This window comes from Streptomyces puniciscabiei, from assembly GCF_006715785.1.
Classification (GTDB): domain Bacteria; phylum Actinomycetota; class Actinomycetes; order Streptomycetales; family Streptomycetaceae; genus Streptomyces; species Streptomyces puniciscabiei.
Window position 1 is genome coordinate 407,889 of the sequence record NZ_VFNX01000003.1, and the last position, 17,610, is coordinate 425,498.

The 17,610-nt window shown below is 71.1% G+C and carries 14 protein-coding genes; 10 read left to right on the plus strand and 4 right to left on the minus strand.

Annotated features, from left to right (window positions below):
• Window positions 1-39: 39 nt before the first annotated feature.
• Both FB563_RS37705 and FB563_RS37710 read right to left on the minus strand, forming a co-directional pair.
• Window positions 40-1,377: a 6-phospho-beta-glucosidase gene (locus FB563_RS37705; RefSeq protein ID WP_055708717.1), complete on the minus strand. Its 1,338-nt coding sequence runs from the start codon at window positions 1,375-1,377 to the stop codon at window positions 40-42.
• Window positions 1,374-2,138 carry a DeoR/GlpR family DNA-binding transcription regulator gene (locus FB563_RS37710; RefSeq protein ID WP_055708716.1) on the minus strand — a complete coding sequence of 255 codons (765 nt, stop codon included), beginning with the start codon at window positions 2,136-2,138 and terminating at the stop codon, window positions 1,374-1,376. The genes FB563_RS37705 and FB563_RS37710 overlap by 4 nt, the downstream gene beginning before the upstream one ends.
• 127 nt (window positions 2,139-2,265) lie before the next feature.
• Between FB563_RS37710 and FB563_RS37715 the strand changes: the two genes are divergently transcribed.
• The 7 genes from FB563_RS37715 (at window position 2,266) to FB563_RS37745 (ending at window position 12,107) form a co-directional block, all read left to right on the plus strand.
• Window positions 2,266-3,285 carry a carbohydrate kinase family protein gene (locus tag FB563_RS37715; RefSeq protein WP_142219204.1) on the plus strand — a complete coding sequence of 340 codons (1,020 nt, stop codon included), beginning with the start codon at window positions 2,266-2,268 and terminating at the stop codon, window positions 3,283-3,285.
• A 57-nt stretch (window positions 3,286-3,342) separates the two neighbouring features.
• Window positions 3,343-4,629: an ABC transporter substrate-binding protein gene (locus FB563_RS37720; RefSeq protein ID WP_055707124.1), complete on the plus strand. Its 1,287-nt coding sequence runs from the start codon at window positions 3,343-3,345 to the stop codon at window positions 4,627-4,629.
• The gene (locus FB563_RS37725) at window positions 4,629-5,600 is read left to right on the plus strand and encodes a carbohydrate ABC transporter permease (RefSeq protein ID WP_055707123.1); all 972 of its coding nucleotides are present in this window, start codon (window positions 4,629-4,631) and stop codon (window positions 5,598-5,600) included. Before FB563_RS37720 ends, FB563_RS37725 begins: the two co-directional genes overlap by 1 nt.
• Window positions 5,601-5,605: 5 nt before the next feature.
• A complete protein-coding gene (locus FB563_RS37730; RefSeq protein ID WP_055707122.1) occupies window positions 5,606-6,469 on the plus strand; it encodes a carbohydrate ABC transporter permease in 864 nt (287 codons plus the stop codon).
• A complete protein-coding gene (locus FB563_RS37735; protein WP_055707121.1) occupies window positions 6,466-9,384 on the plus strand; it encodes a glycoside hydrolase family 2 TIM barrel-domain containing protein in 2,919 nt (972 codons plus the stop codon). The genes FB563_RS37730 and FB563_RS37735 overlap by 4 nt, the downstream gene beginning before the upstream one ends.
• Before the next feature lie 44 nt (window positions 9,385-9,428).
• Window positions 9,429-11,252 (plus strand): LamG-like jellyroll fold domain-containing protein, encoded by a 1,824-nt coding sequence (locus FB563_RS37740; protein WP_055707120.1) that lies wholly within the window; start codon window positions 9,429-9,431, stop codon window positions 11,250-11,252.
• A gap of 108 nt (window positions 11,253-11,360) precedes the next feature.
• Window positions 11,361-12,107, plus strand: a complete 747-nt coding sequence (locus FB563_RS37745) for an IclR family transcriptional regulator (protein WP_055707125.1) — start codon at window positions 11,361-11,363, stop codon at window positions 12,105-12,107.
• Between the two features lie 30 nt (window positions 12,108-12,137).
• Here the strand turns inward: FB563_RS37745 and FB563_RS37750 are convergent, their stop codons facing one another.
• Complete coding sequence (locus tag FB563_RS37750) at window positions 12,138-12,476, minus strand: nuclear transport factor 2 family protein (RefSeq protein ID WP_055707119.1); 339 nt, start codon at window positions 12,474-12,476, stop codon at window positions 12,138-12,140.
• Window positions 12,477-12,653: 177 nt separating this feature from the next.
• Here FB563_RS37750 and FB563_RS45035 point away from each other — a divergent pair, with 177 nt between their 5' ends.
• Together FB563_RS45035 and FB563_RS37755 are read left to right on the plus strand one after the other, a co-directional pair.
• A complete protein-coding gene (locus FB563_RS45035; protein WP_267888653.1) occupies window positions 12,654-12,785 on the plus strand; it encodes a hypothetical protein in 132 nt (43 codons plus the stop codon).
• A 200-nt stretch (window positions 12,786-12,985) separates the two neighbouring features.
• Window positions 12,986-14,386, plus strand: coding sequence for a glycoside hydrolase family 16 protein (locus FB563_RS37755; protein ID WP_055707118.1), 1,401 nt, complete (start codon window positions 12,986-12,988; stop codon window positions 14,384-14,386).
• An 85-nt stretch (window positions 14,387-14,471) separates the two neighbouring features.
• Here FB563_RS37755 and FB563_RS37760 read toward each other — a convergent pair whose 3' ends face one another.
• Window positions 14,472-15,377, minus strand: a complete 906-nt coding sequence (locus FB563_RS37760) for a helix-turn-helix domain-containing protein (protein ID WP_055707117.1) — start codon at window positions 15,375-15,377, stop codon at window positions 14,472-14,474.
• A gap of 146 nt (window positions 15,378-15,523) precedes the next feature.
• Here FB563_RS37760 and tkt point away from each other — a divergent pair, with 146 nt between their 5' ends.
• Window positions 15,524-17,599 (plus strand): transketolase, encoded by a 2,076-nt coding sequence (gene tkt, locus FB563_RS37765; RefSeq protein WP_055707116.1) that lies wholly within the window; start codon window positions 15,524-15,526, stop codon window positions 17,597-17,599.
• The last annotated feature ends 11 nt before the right edge of the window (window positions 17,600-17,610 follow it).

A 17,610-nucleotide genomic window follows, 5' to 3' on the forward strand; every position in this document is an offset into this window, starting at 1 on the left:
GGTGGGCAAGCGGGCCAGCAAGCGCTTTCCGACGGGCGTTCACCCAAGGTACGCGAGGCCCGGATGGACCTCGATGTACCCCTCGACCAGCCGACGGGCCACGTTCACGGAGTCGACCAGGGGGTGCAGCGCGAAGGCCTTCACGGCCGTCGCACGGGAGCCCGACTCGGCGGCGGCGAGCACCTCGCGCTCGACCGCCTTCACCGCGCAGACCAGGCCGGTGGCGTGACCGGGCAGCGGGTCTGCGGCGACCGGGTGGGCGCCGTTGGCGTCGACCAGGCAGGGCACCTCGATGACGGCGTCCGTGTCCAGGACCGACAGGGTGCGCCGATTGCGGACGTTCAGGATGAGGGTCGTGCGCTCGTCGCGGGCGATGGCCCGCATCAGGGCCAGGGCGACCTTCTCGTAGCCGCCGGAGAGGTCGTCGGCCTCGCGCTCGCCGGCGCCGGCCGTCTCCCGGTTCTCCGCCATGTACGTCGCCTCGCGCTCGGCCCGGGTGCGGTCCCAGGCCTCGAGGGCCGACACGCCGGCGCGGACGGCCTCCTCGTAGAAGCGGGCCTGCTGGTCGCGCAGGAAGGCCCCGCGTGTTGGGGCGCCGCTCCTGTATGCGCGGACGGCCTCGCGGTTGAAGTAGTAGTAGTGCAGGTACTCGTTCGGGATCGCCCCGAGCGACTGCAGCCAGTCGACGCCGAAGAGCTTGCCCTCCTCGAAGGAGCCGAGCAGGTCGGGGTCGGCGAGCAGGCGCGGGAGTTCGTCGCGGCCGGCGATGCGCAGTCCGCGGACCCAGCCGAGGTGGTTGAGGCCGACGTAGTCGATCCAGGCCTCCTTCGGGTCGGCACCGAGCACACGGGCGATACGGCGGCCGAGGCCGACCGGTGAGTCGCAGATGCCGATGACGCGGTCGCCCAGGTGGCGGGACATGGCCTCGGTGACAAGACCTGCCGGGTTGGTGAAGTTGATGACCCAGGCGTCCGGGGCGAGCCGGGCGACCCGGCGCGCGATGTCGACGGCGACGGGGACGGTCCTGAGGCCGTAGGCGATGCCACCCGCGCCGACCGTCTCCTGGCCGAGCACGCCCTCGGCCAGGGCCACGCGCTCGTCGTTCGCCCTGCCCTCCAGGCCGCCGACGCGGATCGCCGAGAAGACGAAGTCGGCGCCGCGCAGGGCCTCGTCGAGGTCGGTCGTGGCGGTCACCCGGGGAGCGTCCTCGGCGCCGGCGGCCTGCTCGGCGAGGACGCGGGTCACCGCGGACAGCCGGCCGGCGTCCAGGTCGTGCAGCACGACCTCGGTGACCCGCCCCTCGCCGCGGTCGCCCAGCAAGGCGCCGTACACGAGCGGCACCCGGAACCCGCCGCCGCCCAGAATCGTCAGCTTCACGCCTGTACCTTTCCCGCCAGGACCACCTCGACGCCCGCCTCCTGAAGCGAGGAGCGGGTCACCGGGTCGACCGGCGCGTCCGTCACCACCACGTCCAGCTCCTCGGGACCGCAGACTCTCGCCATGCCCGTACCCGGGAACTTGGCGGAGTCGGCCAGCAGGACGACCTTGTCGCCGGCCTTGATCATGGCCCGCTTCACGGGCACCTCCACGACCGTCGTGTCCATCACCTGCCCGCCCGGGCGCACACCGCTGGTGCCGAGGAAGAGCCAGTCCGCGTGCAGCTGACGCAGGTTGTCCTCGGTGAGGAAGCCGACCAGGGAGCGGTACTCGCGGCGGACCATGCCGCCGAGCAGCACCAGCTCGATGCCCTCGTCCTCGGCGAGCTCCTCGTAGACCACCAGGTTGCTGGTGATCACGGTGAGGCGGCGGCCGTGGAGCTGGCGGGCCAGCCGGTAGGCGGTGGTGCCGATGTCGAGCAGCACCGACTGGCCGTCGCGGACCATCGCCGCCGCACGCGCCGCTATCGCGTCCTTCTCGGCCACGCGCACCTCGGCGACCTCGGCGAAGGGCTGGTCGCCCTCCTCGACGACCGCACCGCCGTGCACCCGCGTGAGCAGACCGTCCTCCTCCAGCTTGACCAGGTCGCGCCGGACCGTCGCGGGGCTCACACCCAGCTGCTCGGAGAGGTCGGTCACGGACGCGGGGCCGCCGGAGCGCAGGGCCCGCAGGATGAGTTGGTGTCGTCGTTCTGCCAGCACGCCATGAACACTACTCGTCATCTTCAATCATTTCTATGCTCAGTTCTGCTCGGCTATTGACCAATCTCCCCCGGCGGCGCACGATTCCCGTCATCGAAAATGACGAGGTTTGACGAGAGGCGTGCGCGTGGACGACGACAGGCCCGACGTGCTCCTGACCGGGCTGCTCTTCTACGACCTCGTCCTCACGGGGCTCGGGAAGCCGCCGACGCCCGGCGAGGAGACATGGACGGCCGGCATGGGCTGCGGCCCGGGCGGTATCGCGAACCTCGCGGTGGCCGCGTCACGCTTCGGTCTGCGCACCTCGCTGGCCACCGTCTTCGGGGACGACTTCTACGGCGTGTACTGCCGTCAAGTCCTGGGCGACCAGGAGGACGTCGACCTCTCGCTCTCCCGCACCGCCGACGGCTGGCCCACCCCCGTCACCGTCGCGCTCGCCACCGGCCACGACCGGGCCCTGGTGACCCACGGCCAGGAGCCGCCGTACTCGCAGGACGCGCTGATGGGCGACCCGCCCCAGGCGCGCACCGCCCTCGTGCACCTGGAGGCCGAGCCCCGCGAGTGGCTCGCCAAGGCCGCCGCGCACGGCACCCGCGTCTACGCCGACGTCGGCTGGGATCCCACCCAGGAATGGTCCGCCGACCTCCTCGACCAGCTGAATCTGTGCCACGCCTTCCTCCCCAACGAGAACGAGGCGATGGCCTACACCCGCACCGACAGCGCGCGGGCCGCCCTCGCCGCGCTCGCCGAGCTGGTCCCCGTGGCCGTGGTCACCCGGGGCGGAGACGGGGCGATGGCCGTCGACCAGACGACCGGCGAGTACGCGGAGGCCCCGGCCCTCGACGTGGACGTGCTGGACGCGACGGGCGCCGGCGACGTGTTCGGCGCGAGCTTCGTGGCGGCCTCGCTGGGCGGCTGGCCGCTGGCCGAGCGGCTGCGGTTCGCCGTCCTCGCCGCCGGACTGTCCGTCCGCCACCACGGCGGCGCGCTCGCCGCCCCCGGCTGGTACGGCGTCGACCGCTGGTGGCGCTCCGTGACCGAACCCGGTCTGAGGCGCGCGTACGGCTTCCTCGCGGACCGGCTCCCGGCGGACGTCGGCCCGCCGGTCCGCCGCGCCCCCGTGACCCCGCCCGCGCGGCCGCACTGACCCACCCCCCTCGTTCGCATGCCAAGTCCCGTGAAGATCCGAAAGGCGGTGGGAGCTGTGCGGCTCTCACGAAGAGGCCTGCTGCGCGCGGGCCTGGCCGGTACGGCCGCCACGACCCTCGGCGGGCTGACGTCCGGCTGTGCCGTACCGACCGGCTCGACCGGCCGGAACATGGTCCTGTGGTACTGGGACGGCGGCCTCGGCGACACCGTCCTGAAGAAGGCCGAGTCCCGCTACCGCTCCTCGGTCGACCTCCGGGCGATCAAGGTCGGCGGCTACTACCGCTCCAAGCTGATCACCACGCTGGCCGGCCGTGCCCGCATCCCCGACATCGCGGGCCTCAAGGGCGAGGACATGGCGTCCTACCTGCCCGACGCCGACCAGTTCGTGGATCTGCGCAGCCTCGGGGCGGAGAAGTACAAGAGCCGGTACCTGACCTGGAAGTGGGAGCAGGGCATCGCCGACGACGGCACGATGGTCGGCTTTCCGATCGACTGCGGGCCGGTGGCGCACTTCTACCAGTACCCGGTGTTCCGGAAGGCGGGACTGCCGTACGAACCGGCCGACGTCTCCAGGGAGTTGAACACCTGGGAGAAGTTCTTCACGGCGGGCGAGCGACTGCGCAAGCGGATCCCGGGGACCTCGCTGCTCACCGACGTCAACAGCGTGTTCGAGAACGTGGTGCAGCAGGGCGGCAAACGGTACGTCGACAAGGACCGCAATTTCATCGGCGACCAGGAGCATGTGCGCCACGCCTGGGCGCTGGCCGTGGAGGCCAAGCGGCGCGGGATCGTCTCGAACCTCGTCACCGGCACCCCGGACCAGATCTCCGCCGTGGACGACGGCAGGCTCCCCAGCCAGCTCGGCGCGTCCTGGGCGACGTACGACATCAAGAACGGCAACCCGAAGACCAAGGGCAGGTGGCGGATCGCCGACATGCCGGTACGGCCCTCCAACAACGGCGGCTCGTTCCTGTCGATCACCAAGGCGTGCCGGGAGCCCGAGCGGGCCTTCGAGATCATCGCGTGGATGCTCGACGCGGCCAACCAGGCCTCGGGCTACGTCGACGCGGGCCTGTTCCCCTCCACACCCGCCTCCTACGGCCTGCCGCAGCTGCGCGAGCCCGACCCGTTCTTCGGCGGCCAGGTGACGACGGACGTCTTCGGTCCGGCCGCGCAGAAGATCGCGGTGGCTTACAACAGCCCGTACGACGTGGCGCTCGGGCAGCCCATCAAGGACGAGATCAAGAACGTCGGCGTCCTCGGCAAGAACCCGGACAACGCCTGGAGTGACGCCATGAGCAAGTGCCGGCGCATCGCGAAGCACCTGGGGGTGAACTACTGATGGCCACCGCGCTGGAGAAGCCCCAGCCCCCCGTCGTCGCGGAACGGACAGCGGCCGCCCGACCCCGCACGGGGTTCCGCACGTACTGGCACCTCTACGCCGCGATCTCCCCGTTCTATCTGCTCTTCCTCGCCTTCGGCCTGGTCCCCGTCGGCTTCTCGCTCTACCTGTCGTTCCACCGCTGGGACGGCCTCGGCCCGATGGAGTGGGCGGGTCTGTCGCAGTACCGGTACCTGCTGAGCGACAGCGACTTCTGGAGTTCGATCGGGAACACGATCGTCATCTGGACGCTCGCGACCTTCCCCATGATCTTCCTGGCGATGGTCACGGCCGTGATGCTCAACTCGGCGGTCCGCTTCAAGAACGTCTACCGCTTCGCGTACTTCCTGCCGAACGTGACCTCGGTCGTCGCCGTCGCGATCGTCTTCGGCTCGGTCTTCTCCACCAACTTCGGCCTGGTGAACGCCCTGTTGCAGGCCGTGGGGCTGGACCAGGTGGCGTGGCTGAACACCCCGTGGGGCATCAAGGTCGCCATCGCGACGCTGATGACCTGGCAGTGGACCGGCTACAACGCGATCATCTTCCTCGCCGGCCTGCAGACCGTTCCGAGCGAGTTGTACGAGGCGGCGCGGGTGGACGGTGCGGGTCCCGTGCAGACGTTCTTCCGGATCACGCTGCCCATGCTGCGGCCGACCCTGCTCTTCGTGCTCGTGGTCTCGACGGTCACCGGTCTGCAGAGCTTCACCGAGGCGCAGGTGCTGCTGCAGAACACCTCCAACGACTCGACGTTCTCCGGCGGCCCGGGTCACGCGGGCCGGACGATGGTCCTCTACTTCTTCCAGCAGACCTTCGACAACAACGACTTCGGTTACGGCGCCGCCGTGGCGTGGGGGATCTTCCTCGTCGTCGTCATCTTCTCGATCATCAACTGGCGCCTGGTGCGGCGCCGGGGCGAAGACCAGGAGGCCTGAACGCCATGGCATCCCTCCAGGACACCAAGCGGCCCGGGGGCATCAAGGGAACCCGCGGCCGGGGCATCGCGCTGCACGCCGTGCTCGTCGTCGGGCTGCTGCTGTCGGCCTTCCCGTTCTACTGGGCCGTGATCATGTCGACGCACACGTCGACCGAGATCTTCTCCTACCCGCCCAAGCTGCTGCCGGGCTCGCACTTCCTGCGGAACGTCCGCAGCCTCTTCGACAACGTCGACTTCTTCGGCTCGATGCTCAACTCGCTGCTGGTGGCGTCGGCGGTGACCTTCCTGGTCCTGTTCTTCGACTCGCTGGCCGCGTTCGTCTTCGCGAAGTTCGACTTCCCGGGCCGCAGGCCGCTGTTCGCCCTGCTGATGCTGATCTTCATGGTGCCGACGCAGCTGGCGATCATCCCGCAGTTCGTGATGATGGCGAAGATCGGCTGGATCGGCTCCATGACGGCGCTGATCGTGCCGGCGGCGGCGAACGCCTTCGGCATCTTCTGGATGCGCCAGTACATGAGGAGCGCGATCCACGACGAACTGCTGGACGCCTCCCGGATCGACGGCGCGAACTTCCTGCGCCAGTACTGGCACGTGGCACTGCCGGTCGTCCGGCCGGGCCTGGCCTTCCTCGGCATCTTCACCTTCATGGGCCAGTGGAACGACTACGCCTGGCCCCTGGTCGCCCTCACCAACCCCGACAACGTCACCCTCCAGGTGGCGCTGTCCCAGCTCAACGGCGTCCACGGCACCACCGACTACGGCATGGTCATGACCGGTGCCCTGCTCGCCCTCGTCCCGCTGCTGATCGTCTTCGCGATCGGCGCCAAGCAGATCATCGGCGACCTCGGCAAGGGGGCCATCCGTTGACGGATCCCCTCTCCGCCCTCAGCCCCTGGCGGACACCCGAGCTGACCTCGTGGGGCCGCCTGCCCATGAACGCCGTCGACCGGCGCTCCGGCGCACTCCCCCTGGACGGCGACTGGCGCTTCCAGTTGCTGCCCACGCCGGACGCGCCGGTCGGCGATGCGTGGTCCTCGGCGCACGTCCCCGGCGCCTGGACCCTGCAGGACACCGGCGACCCGCCGCGGTACACCAACGTCCGCATGCCGTTCGCCGACTTCCCGCCCGGCTCGCCCGCGGCCAACCCGACGGGCGTGTACGAGCGTGCGGTGGACGTGCCCGGCGAGTGGGCCGGGCGACGGATCGTGCTGCGGGTCGGGGCCGCCGAGAGCGTGCTCCTCGTGTACGTGGACGGGCGGCCCGTCGGCGTCTCCAAGGACTCCCACCTGGCCGCCGAGTTCGATCTGACGGAGGTGGTGCGCGCCGGTGAGCGGTCGGTCGTACGGCTGACCGTCATGAAGTGGTCGGACGCCTCGCACATCGAGGACCAGGACCAGTGGTGGCACGGCGGGATCACCCGCTCGGTGCTGCTGTACGCGACCGACCCGCTGCACCTGGCCGACGTGACCGTGCGGGCCGGGTACAACGGAGAGCTGCGCGTGGACTGCCGGGTGCGTCACGCCCGCGGTGCGCTCCCCGGGGGGTGGTACGTCAGCGGCGAGCTGGAGGGTGAACTCCTGCTCCAGGACGGCGAGTTCGACCGCGCCGCCATCGAGGACGAGCGCGTCTCCGACTTCCTCGGCGAGGCCCGTCTGCGCACCACCGTCCCGCACGTGCGCACCTGGAACGCCGAGACGCCCGAGCTGTACGACCTCACCGTCCGCCTGCACCGCCCGGACGGAACCGTCGCCGACACCTCGCGGCACCGCATCGGCTTCCGCGACGTCGGGATCGCCGGCCGGGACCTGCTCGTCAACGGCGAGCGGGTGTTCATCCGGGGTGTCAACCGGCACGACTTCCACCCGCTGACGGGCCGCACGGTGTCGTACGAGGACATGCGCGCGGACCTGGTCCTGCTCAAACGATTCGGCTTCAACGCGATCCGCACCTCCCACTACCCGGGCGACCCGGCCCTGTACGACCTCGCCGACGAGCTGGGCCTCTACGTCGTCGACGAGGCCGACATCGAGTCCCACGACCACGCCCACGAGATCGCCGACGACCCGCGCTATCTCAACGCCTTCGTGGACCGGGTCTCGCGGATGGTGCTGCGGGACAAGAACCACCCGTCGGTCATCATCTGGTCGCTGGGCAACGAGTCCGACTACGGCGCGAACCACGACGCGGCGGCGGGCTGGCTGCGTCGGCACGACCCGACCCGGCCCATCCAGTACGAGGGGGCCGCCAAGCTCGACTGGGCCGCGACGGACGACGTCTCCGACATCGCCTGTCCGATGTACGCGCCGATCGAGGACTGCGTCGCCCACGCGCTGTCCGGGCGGCAGACCAGACCCCTCGTCCAGTGCGAGTACTCCCACGCGATGGGCAACAGCAACGGCACGCTGGCGGACCATTGGGCGGCCATCGAGTCCACGCCGGGTCTTCAGGGCGGGTTCATCTGGGAGTTCTGGGACCACGGGATTCTGCAACGCGTGAGCGACGGCAGACCCGCCGGGCGCGCGGGCGCCGGGCTGTACGACAACGGTGTCACCGCACCCGGCCACCGCTGGGCCTACGGCGGCGACTTCGGCGAGACGGTCCACGACGGCGCGTTCGTCGCCGACGGCGTCGTCTTCCCCGACCGCACCCCGAAGCCCGCGCTGTACGAGCACCGGGAGATCGCGGCGCCCGTACGCATCGAGTGCTACAAGCACGAGGGCATCGTGCTCGGCAACCACCAGCACTTCCGCGGCCTGGACTGGCTGGCCGGCGAGTGGGAGCTGGTGCTGGCCGACGGCAGGAGGCTGACCGCGCCGGCCGAGCTGCCCGACCTGCGTCCCGGCCAGACGGCCGCGGTGCCGCTGCCCTTCGAGGTGCCGCGCGACGGCGGCGAGGCCTGGCTGACCCTGCGGGTGACCGTGGCCGAGGAGCAGCCGTGGGCGCCGCGCGGCACCGAGGTGTGCGTACCGCAGGTGCGGCTGCGCGGGCCCGCCGTGGTGGCCGACGTGCCGGCGGAGGGGCACGTCGAGGTCGACGGCGAGGGCCTGCTCGTGCACCCGCTGCTGACGGCGGCACCGACGCTGTCGCTGTGGCGGGCGCCCACCGACAACGACGAGCTGGGCGGCATGGCGCGGCGCTGGCGGACCTGGGGACTCGACTCGCTGGTCCGCAAGGTCGTGTCGGTACGGCAGGAGCACGGCCGGGTGACCGTGGACGCCGAGTACGCCGGCACGGTCGGGGTCGTACGGCACCGGCAGGTGTGCACGCCTGTCGAGGGCGGCATCCGCATCGACGAGGAGGCCGAGCTGCCGCAGGAGTTCGACGACGTGGCCCGGGTCGGCACGGTCTTCGAGACGGCGGGGGGCCTGGACCTGCTGGAGTGGTTCGGGCAGGGGCCCTGGGAGTCGTATCCCGACCGCTGCGCGGGCGCGCCCGTCGGCCACCACTCCCTCCCCGTCGACGCCTTGTTCACCCCCTATCTGCGTCCGCAGGAGAGCGGCGGCCGGCACGGTGTACGGCGGTTCACGCTGTCGGCGCCGGACGCGACCGGTCTCGCGGTCGAGCTGGACGAGCCACGGCAGGTCTCGGTCACCCGGCATCGCGCCGAGGACCTGACGGCCGCGGCGCACCACGACGAACTGGTGCCGCGTTCCGGGTGCGTGGTGCACATCGACGCGGCGCACCGAGGGCTGGGCACGGCGTCGTGCGGCCCGGACACCTTCCCCGAGTACCGCATCCAGGCGGGCGTCCATCGCTGGAGCTGGACCCTGCGCGTTCTGTGACCCCCCGCGCCGTTCCCCGTCACGCCACCCCTCACGGAGCACACGTGTGTACTTCGCATGACCACAGCCGGGGCGAGGCCCCACAGGCCGGTGCCGGCAGACGCGGTTTCCTCAGGGCCACCGCACTGCTCGGCGCCGCCGCCACCGCCGGGGTGGCGCTGCCGGCCGTCGCCGATGCGGCCGGGAGCAGCCGGCGGCCCGACACGGAGAGCCGTCGCTTCACGCTCGCGGTGATGCCCGACACCCAGTACCTGTTCGACGGACCGAGCATCCACCCGGCGCCGCTCGAAGCGTCGCTCCGCTATCTCCTGGAGCACGGCAGGGACGACAACATCGTCTTCCTGACCCACCTCGGCGACCTCACCCAGAACGGCGCCGAGGACGAGTTCGCCGCGATCGGCGAGGCCTTCGGGATCCTCGACCGTCGCAGCGTCGGCTACAGCGTGCTGGCCGGCAACCACGACGTCAGGTCGTCGACGGACGACCAGCGCGGCCCGACGCCGTACCTGGACACCTTCGGGCCGCACCGCTTCCGGGGCAAGCCGACGTTCGCGGGCGCCTCGCCGGACGGCTACCACACCTGTCACCTGTTCCGGGCGGGTGGCCGTGAGTGGATGGTGCTCGCGCTGGACTGGCGGCTGTCGGCGCGGGGGTACGCCTGGGCGAAGGACGTGCTCGCCCGGCACCCGAGGACGCCGGTCGTGCTCACCACGCACGAACTGGTCGTCGGGGACGAGCAGTTGTCGGCGTACGGGCAGCAGCTGTGGGACCAGTTGATCGAGGACCACGACCAGATCTTCCTCACTCTGAACGGCCACTACTGGCCCGCGGGCCGCGCGGTCCGCAAGAACGCGGCCGGCAACGAGGTGCACCTGCACCTCACGAACTACCAGAACCGCTACTTCGGCGGCGCGGCGATGATCCGCCTCTACCACTTCGACCTGGACCGGAACGTCATCGACGTGGAGACGGTCTCGCCGTGGATCCTCGGCCGGGCCGGGAAGGGGCTGGGCGAGCTGGAGCGGCAGGAGATCGAGCTCAGCGGCGACGCGGACCGCTTCTCGGTCGAGATCGACTTCGCCGCCCGTTTCTCCGGCTTCGATCCGGTGCCGTCCCGCCCGGCGCGGCCCGCGTCGACGATGCTGATACCGGGCACGGTGGCCTACTGGCGCTTCGAGTCGCCCGTCTCCGGCACCGTCCGCGACCTCTCCGGCCGTGGCAACGACCTCACCGTGGTCGCGGTGGGCGGCGGCACGCTCGGCTGGTCGGCCGACCACCATCCCGACCAGCCCGGCCACGGCAGCCTGGAGTTCCGGGGCCACAAGGCGCCGCTGAGCGGCGCGTACCTGCGCACCGTCGACTCCGCCCCGCTCAACTCGGCCACGTTCGAGAACGGTTACACGATCGAGGCCTTCTACCGGCTGCCCGCCGACTGGGACCCGGACCACAACGCCTGGTCCGGGATCGTCGGCCGCACCGGCACGGGCGGGGCGGCCGGCAAGACCGCCGACGATCCCGACGAACCGCTCGCCACGCTCTCGCTCTCCAACGACCGCGAGCCCCAGTGGGCGATGCGCCCGCTCAACCAGGAGGGCATCGCCACCAACTGGGGCCAGGAGACGCCCCTGGAGACCTGGTGGCACCTCGCGGTGGTGAACGACGGCAGGCACACGACCCTGTACGTCGAGAGCTGCCCGGTCGTCCGCAACCCGGGGGCCGCCGCGGTCGGCATCACCTCGGTCGGCCTGCCGTGGCTGCTCGGCGGCTACGAGTACGCCGGGAAGATCGACCAGATCCTGCACGGACGGCTCGGCGACGTACGGATCGTCTCCCGGGCGCTTCCCGTCACCTCCTTCATGACCCACTGACGCACCCGGAAGGGCGGGGCGGCACGCCGCGGTCGAGCAACGCGGAGCGGCGTCGGTTACGATCCCGGCCGGGACGAAGGGTGACCGGGGCGACAGGGTGAGGTGTCCGTGAGCGATCGGTCCGCGGCCGACCGGTTGCTGGCCGTGCTCGGCGCGTTCGACCATGAGCACCCCGCCCTCTCCCTGACGGACATCAGCCGCCGGGCCGGGCTCAGTCTGACCACGGCGCACCGGCTGGCGGGCGCCCTGACCGCATGGGGCGCGCTGGAGCGGGACGCGGCCGGGGTGTACCACGTGGGTCTGCGGCTGTGGGAGGTGGCCGCGCTCGCGCCGCGCGGCCTGGGCCTGAGGCAGCTGGCGCTGCCGTACCTGGAGGACCTGTACGAGGCGACGCACGAGAACGTGCAGCTGGCGGTGCGGGACGGCACGGAGGTCGTCTACATCGAGTGGCTGTCGGGCCGTTCGGCGGTGGGCGTGCACATCCGGGTCGGCGCGCGCTGGCCGCTGCACGCCACCGGCGTCGGGCTCGTCCTCCTCGCCCACGCGGGCCCGGACCTGCAGGAGGAGTACTGCGCCGGGCCGCTGGCCGCCTTCACCCCGTACACGATCACCGATCCGGGGCGGCTGCGCCGTACCCTCGCCGAGGTGCGCCGCTCCGGCGTGGCGGTGAGTGAGCGTCAGGTGACGGAGGACGCGCTGTCGGTGGCGGCACCGGTGCGCGGGCCGGGCGGGGACGTGGTGGCGGCGGTGTCGGTGGTGGTGCCCCGGGCGGGTGCCCAGGTCCCGGCGCTGGCCCCCGCGGTACGGCTGGCGGCCCGGGGGATCTCCCGGGCGCTGGGCTGGCGGCCGCAGTAGGACGAGCGCCGAAGGACCCGCTGGGCCGGCTCACGCCCTCCCGCCGAAGAAGACCTGTACCTCCCGGATGAGCCCGTCGCGGACGGTGATCGCCTCCATGTTGCGGTACCGGTCGCCTCCGGCGAGTTCGTACTCGTACTGGACGAACACCACCTCCTCGTCCACGGCGACGAGGTGCAGCACACGCTGCTCGGCGAACCGGTCCGCGGTGGGAAAGCAGCGCTCGAAGAACGCCGCCTTGTCGATGCGGTCGTCCTGCGGGCTGGTGAAGGTGAAGTCGTCGGCGTACAGCGGGAGGGCCGCCTCGCGGTCCTGTGAGCGGTAGTGGCGGAACGCCGCCTCGACGACGCTCGCCGGGGATCCGTTCATGCGTTTCTCCTCGGCCGGGAGGGCGTGTCCTCACCGGAATCTCAGGGAGCGCCCGCCGGATTCAAAGGAGCGTCCCAGACAAGCCTCGCAGGATGCCCACGCACCGTCGGAGAACCCAGGAAGGCGTGTCGTGGCAGTGGCGCACATATCGAACCGGTCCACAGGGCAGCCACGGAGGTGGGCTGTGTCGGGCTGCATGACGCCAAGGGCGCGGGCGACAGCTCGGGCGAGCGGACCGTCGACCCGGCCAACGGGCTCAACGGATGGAATCTGTCCTGGGCGGACTGGAAGGCGGGCAGCGCGGTCTGAGTCGGATCCGAGCCGGGTCTGAGCCGGTACGGGCGGCTTCACCCCCTGAACTCCCCTGCGGATCAAGGACTTTCTTTGTTTCATCTCTTGACGACCGCAGGGGCGGGGAGCACATTGGCGGCACCTTGAGAGCGCTCTCAGCCGAATTGTGGGAGCGCTCTCACACTGCCCCCGCACACTCCCCGTACCGAGAGGCCCCCATGAGCGATTCCTCCGGCACACCCAGAACCCGCCGCCCCCTGCGCCGCGCGTTCGCCGCCGCCGTCGCCACGCTCGGCCTGGCGGCGGCGATCGCCACGGCCGCCACCGCGCCCGCCGGCGCCACCGCTCCCACGCCCCCGTCCGGCTGGAGCCAGGTCTTCCTGGACGACTTCAACGGCGCGGCGGGCTCCGGCGTCAACACCGCCAACTGGCAGTACGACACCGGTACTTCGTACCCGGGCGGTGCCGCGAACTGGGGCACCGGCGAGGTCGAGACGATGACCTCCAGCACGAACAACGTGGCACTCGACGGCAACGGCGACCTGCTCATCACCCCGCGCCGCGACGCCTCCGGCAACTGGACCTCCGGCCGGATCGAGACCACCCGGACGGACTTCCAGCCCCCGGCCGGCGGCAAGCTGCGCGTGGAGGCCCGCATCCAGATGCCCAACGTGACCGGGGACGCGGCCGCCGGCTACTGGCCCGCCTTCTGGATGCTGGGCGCGCCCTACCGCGGCAACTACCAGAACTGGCCGAGCGTCGGCGAACTGGACGTCATGGAGAACGTCCAGGGCCTGAACAAGACCTGGGCCACCATGCACTGCGGCACCAACCCGGGCGGCCCGTGCAACGAGACGACGGGCCTCGGCAACTCGACGGCGTGCCCGAACACCACCTGCCAGTCGGGCTTCCACACCTACACCATGGAGTGGGACCGCTCGGTGAGCCCGGAGGCGATCGGGTTCTACGTCGACGGCGTCAACTACCAGACGGTCACGGCGAACCAGATGGACGCGACCACCTGGGCCAACGCCACGAACCACGGCTTCTTCGTCATCCTGAACGTGGCGATGGGGGGCGGCTTCCCCGCGGCCTTCGGCGGCGGTCCGACCGGCGCCACGGACCCCGGCCACCCGATGGTCGTCGACTACGTGCAGGTCCTGCAGTCCTCGGGCAGCGGCGGCACCACTCCCCCGCCGTCCGGCAACCGCGACGCCTACAGCCCCGTCCAGGCGGAGTCCTACGACAGCCAGTCGGGCGTCAGCACCGAGACCACGAGCGACACCGGTGGCGGCCAGGACATCGGCTGGATCGCGAACGGCGACTGGGCGCTGTACAAGGGCGTGAACTTCGGCTCGGCACCGGCCACCCAGTTCTACGCCCGGGTGGCGAGCGGTGCCGCGTCCGGGGTGAGCGGTCTGGTGGAGGTGCGCCTGGACAGCCGGTCCAGCCCACCCATCGGCAGCTTCGCCGTCGGCAACACCGGGGGCTGGCAGTCCTGGCGGACGATCCCGGCCAACATCGGCTCGGTCACCGGAACGCACGACGTCTACCTGACCTTCAGCAGCGGCCAGCCTGCCGACTTCGTGAACGTCAACTGGTTCGACTTCGGCCACTGATCAGCCGACGACAGGGGGTGGCCCGCGCCCGTGGGCCAACCCCCGACTCGTCATGTGCGGGACGGTCGGGGCGCGGGGACGTGCGCTACCGCAGTTCCGCCCGGAACGCCACCGGAGTGTGTCCGGTGTGCAGATGGAAGAACTTGGTGAAGTTCGCCGCGTCGGGGAAGCCCACGGCCGCCCCGACGCGGCCGATCGGCAGATCGGTGTGGGCGAGGAGGCGCTTGGCCTCCAGGACGACGCGTTTGTCGATGAAGCCCTTGGGGGTCTCGCCGGTGGCGGCGCGGACGGCGCGCACGAGGGTGCGGCGGGAGTAGCCGAGGGCGTCGGCGTAGGCGCTGACGCTGTGATTGGTGGCGAAGCCCTGCTCGACGGCGTCCCGGAAGCGGGTGAAGGTGCTGTCCGCCGGCGGCCGGCCCGCCTCGGCGGAGCTGGCCGCGAGGTGCGCGAGGCGCAGCAGGCACGCGGTGAGGGTGTGCCTCAGGACGGCGGTGTGCAGGCTGAGCGGGAGCGTGGCGGTGTCCTCGTACTCGCGCCGCAGCTGGTCGAGACAGGCCTGGAGCGCGGCGAGCCGGTCCGGGTCGGGGTGCAGCAGGGGCGGCAGGTCGTAGCGGTACAGGCCGGTGGCCTCGACGGTGGCGCGCGGCAGGAAGCCGGGCTGCATGGTCAGGACGGTTCCGCGGTACACGGCCTCGCGGGAGAAGCGGTGGACCTGTCCGGGGCGGATCCACAGCAGGTCGCCGGCGCCGGCCTCGTACTCGGCGAAGTCGATCATGTGCCGTACGGGTCCGTCGGTGAACAGCATGACCACGTGGAAGTCGATGCGGTGGACGCGGTGCAGGGGGGCGTCGGCGTGCCAGGTGTGGTCGGTCCCCATGGGGCCGATCTGCATGCCGACGCCGCCGACGGCCAGCTCGGTCGGGAAGGGGAAGGTCCTGATGCCCTCACCGCCCGCACCCGACTCCTCACTTTGGGGCGTTCTATCAGCCATGTCCTTTTCGTGCCGTCCCTGTCGCGCGATCACTGTCCCAGATTCACCACAGGCTGACACACCCCGACCTTTCCCCGAAAAAGTCAGACTTTTAAGTTTGAACGCGTCAGGCCAGCTTTCCCGCACTGAACGAGGACTTCTTGAAGATGACCACGCAGACTTCCGACGGCTTCGAGTGGACCGACCTCGACCGGCGAGCCGTGGACACCGCCCGTCTTCTGGCGGCCGACGCGGTGCAGAAGGTGGGCAACGGCCACCCGGGCACGGCGATGAGCCTGGCGCCTGCCGCGTACACGATCTTTCAGAAGGTTATGCGTCACGATCCCGCCGACCCCGAGTGGACCGGCCGGGACCGCTTCGTCCTCTCCCCCGGCCACACCTCGCTGACCCTCTACACGCAGCTGTTCCTGGCCGGGTACGAGCTGGAGCTGGACGACCTGAAGGCCTTCCGCACCCATGGCTCCAAGACCCCGGGCCACCCGGAGTACGGCCACACCGCCGGCGTCGAGACCACCACCGGCCCGCTGGGCCAGGGCGTCGCCAACGCGGTCGGCATGGCGATGGCGGCCCGCTACGAGCGCGGCCTGTTCGACCCCGAGGCCCCCGCGGGCACCTCCCCCTTCGACCACACCGTCTGGGCGATCGTCTCAGACGGCGACCTTCAGGAGGGCGTCTCCGCCGAGGCCTCCTCGCTCGCCGGCCACCAGAAGCTCGGCAACCTGGTCTTCCTCTACGACGACAACCACATCTCCATCGAGGGCGACACCGCGACCGCCTTCTCCGAGGACGTGCTGAAGCGCTACGAGGCCTACGGCTGGCACACCCAGCGCATCGAGCCCACCGCCGACGGCGACATCGACGTCCCCGCCCTGTACGCGGCGCTCAAGGCCGCGCAGGCCGAGACCGAGCGGCCGTCGATCATCGCGATGCGCACGATCATCGCCTGGCCCGCCCCGAACGCGCAGAACACCGAGGCCTCCCACGGCTCCGCGCTCGGTGAGGAGGAGATCGCCGCCACCAAGCGCGTCCTGGGCTTCGACCCGGAGCAGACCTTCCAGGTCGCGGACGAGGTCCTGAAGCACACCCGGCGGGCCCTGGACCGGGGCGCCGAGGCGCACGCCGCCTGGGACAAGCGGATCACCGAGTGGCGCAGCGCCCAGCCGGAGCGCGCCGGGCTGTTCGACCGGGTGAGCAAGGGCGAGCTGCCCGAGGGCTGGGAGCAGAGCATCCCGGTCTTCGAGGAGGGCAAGTCGGTCGCCACTCGCGCCGCCTCCGGCAAGGTGCTGCAGGCGCTCGGCCCGGTGATCCCCGAGCTGTGGGGCGGCTCCGCCGACCTCGCCGGGTCCAACAACACCACCATCGACAAGACCAGCTCCTTCCTGCCCGAGGGCAACCCGCTGCCCGAGGCCGACCCGTACGGCCGTACCGTCCACTTCGGCATCCGCGAGTTCTCCATGGCCGCGGAGATGAACGGCATCGCCCTGCACGGCAACACCCGGATCTACGGCGGCACCTTCCTGGTGTTCTCCGACTACATGCGCAACGCGGTGCGCATGTCGGCGCTGATGCAGCTGCCGGTGACGTACGTGTGGACGCACGACTCCATCGGCCTCGGCGAGGACGGCCCCACCCACCAGCCCGTCGAACACCTGGCCTCGCTGCGCGCGATCCCCGGCCTGAACGTCGTCCGCCCGGCCGACGCCAACGAGACCGCGGTGGCCTGGGCCGAGATCCTGAAGAGGCACGCCGTGAACCCCGCCCCGCACGGGCTCGCGCTCACCCGCCAGGGCGTGCCGGTGTACGCGCCGAACGAGGACGCGGCCAAGGGCGGCTATGTGCTGCGCGAGTCCTCGACCGAGGTCCCGGAGGTGATCATCATCGCGACGGGCTCCGAGGTGCAGCTGGCCGTGGCCGCGCGGGAACGGCTGGAGGCCGAGGGGATCGGCACGCGGGTGGTGTCCATGCCGTCCGTGGAGTGGTTCGAGGAGCAGCCGCGCGAGTACCGCGAGCGGGTGCTGCCGCCGTCCGTGAAGGCCCGGGTCGCCGTGGAGGCCGGGATCGGTCTGACCTGGTACCGGTACGTGGGCGACGCGGGACGCATCGTCTCCCTCGAGCACTTCGGCGCCTCCGCCGACGCCACGACCCTGTTCGCCGAGTTCGGCTTCACCCCTGAGAACGTCGCCGCTGCGGCCCGCGAGTCCCTCGCCGCGGCGCGCGCCTGACACCGACGCCC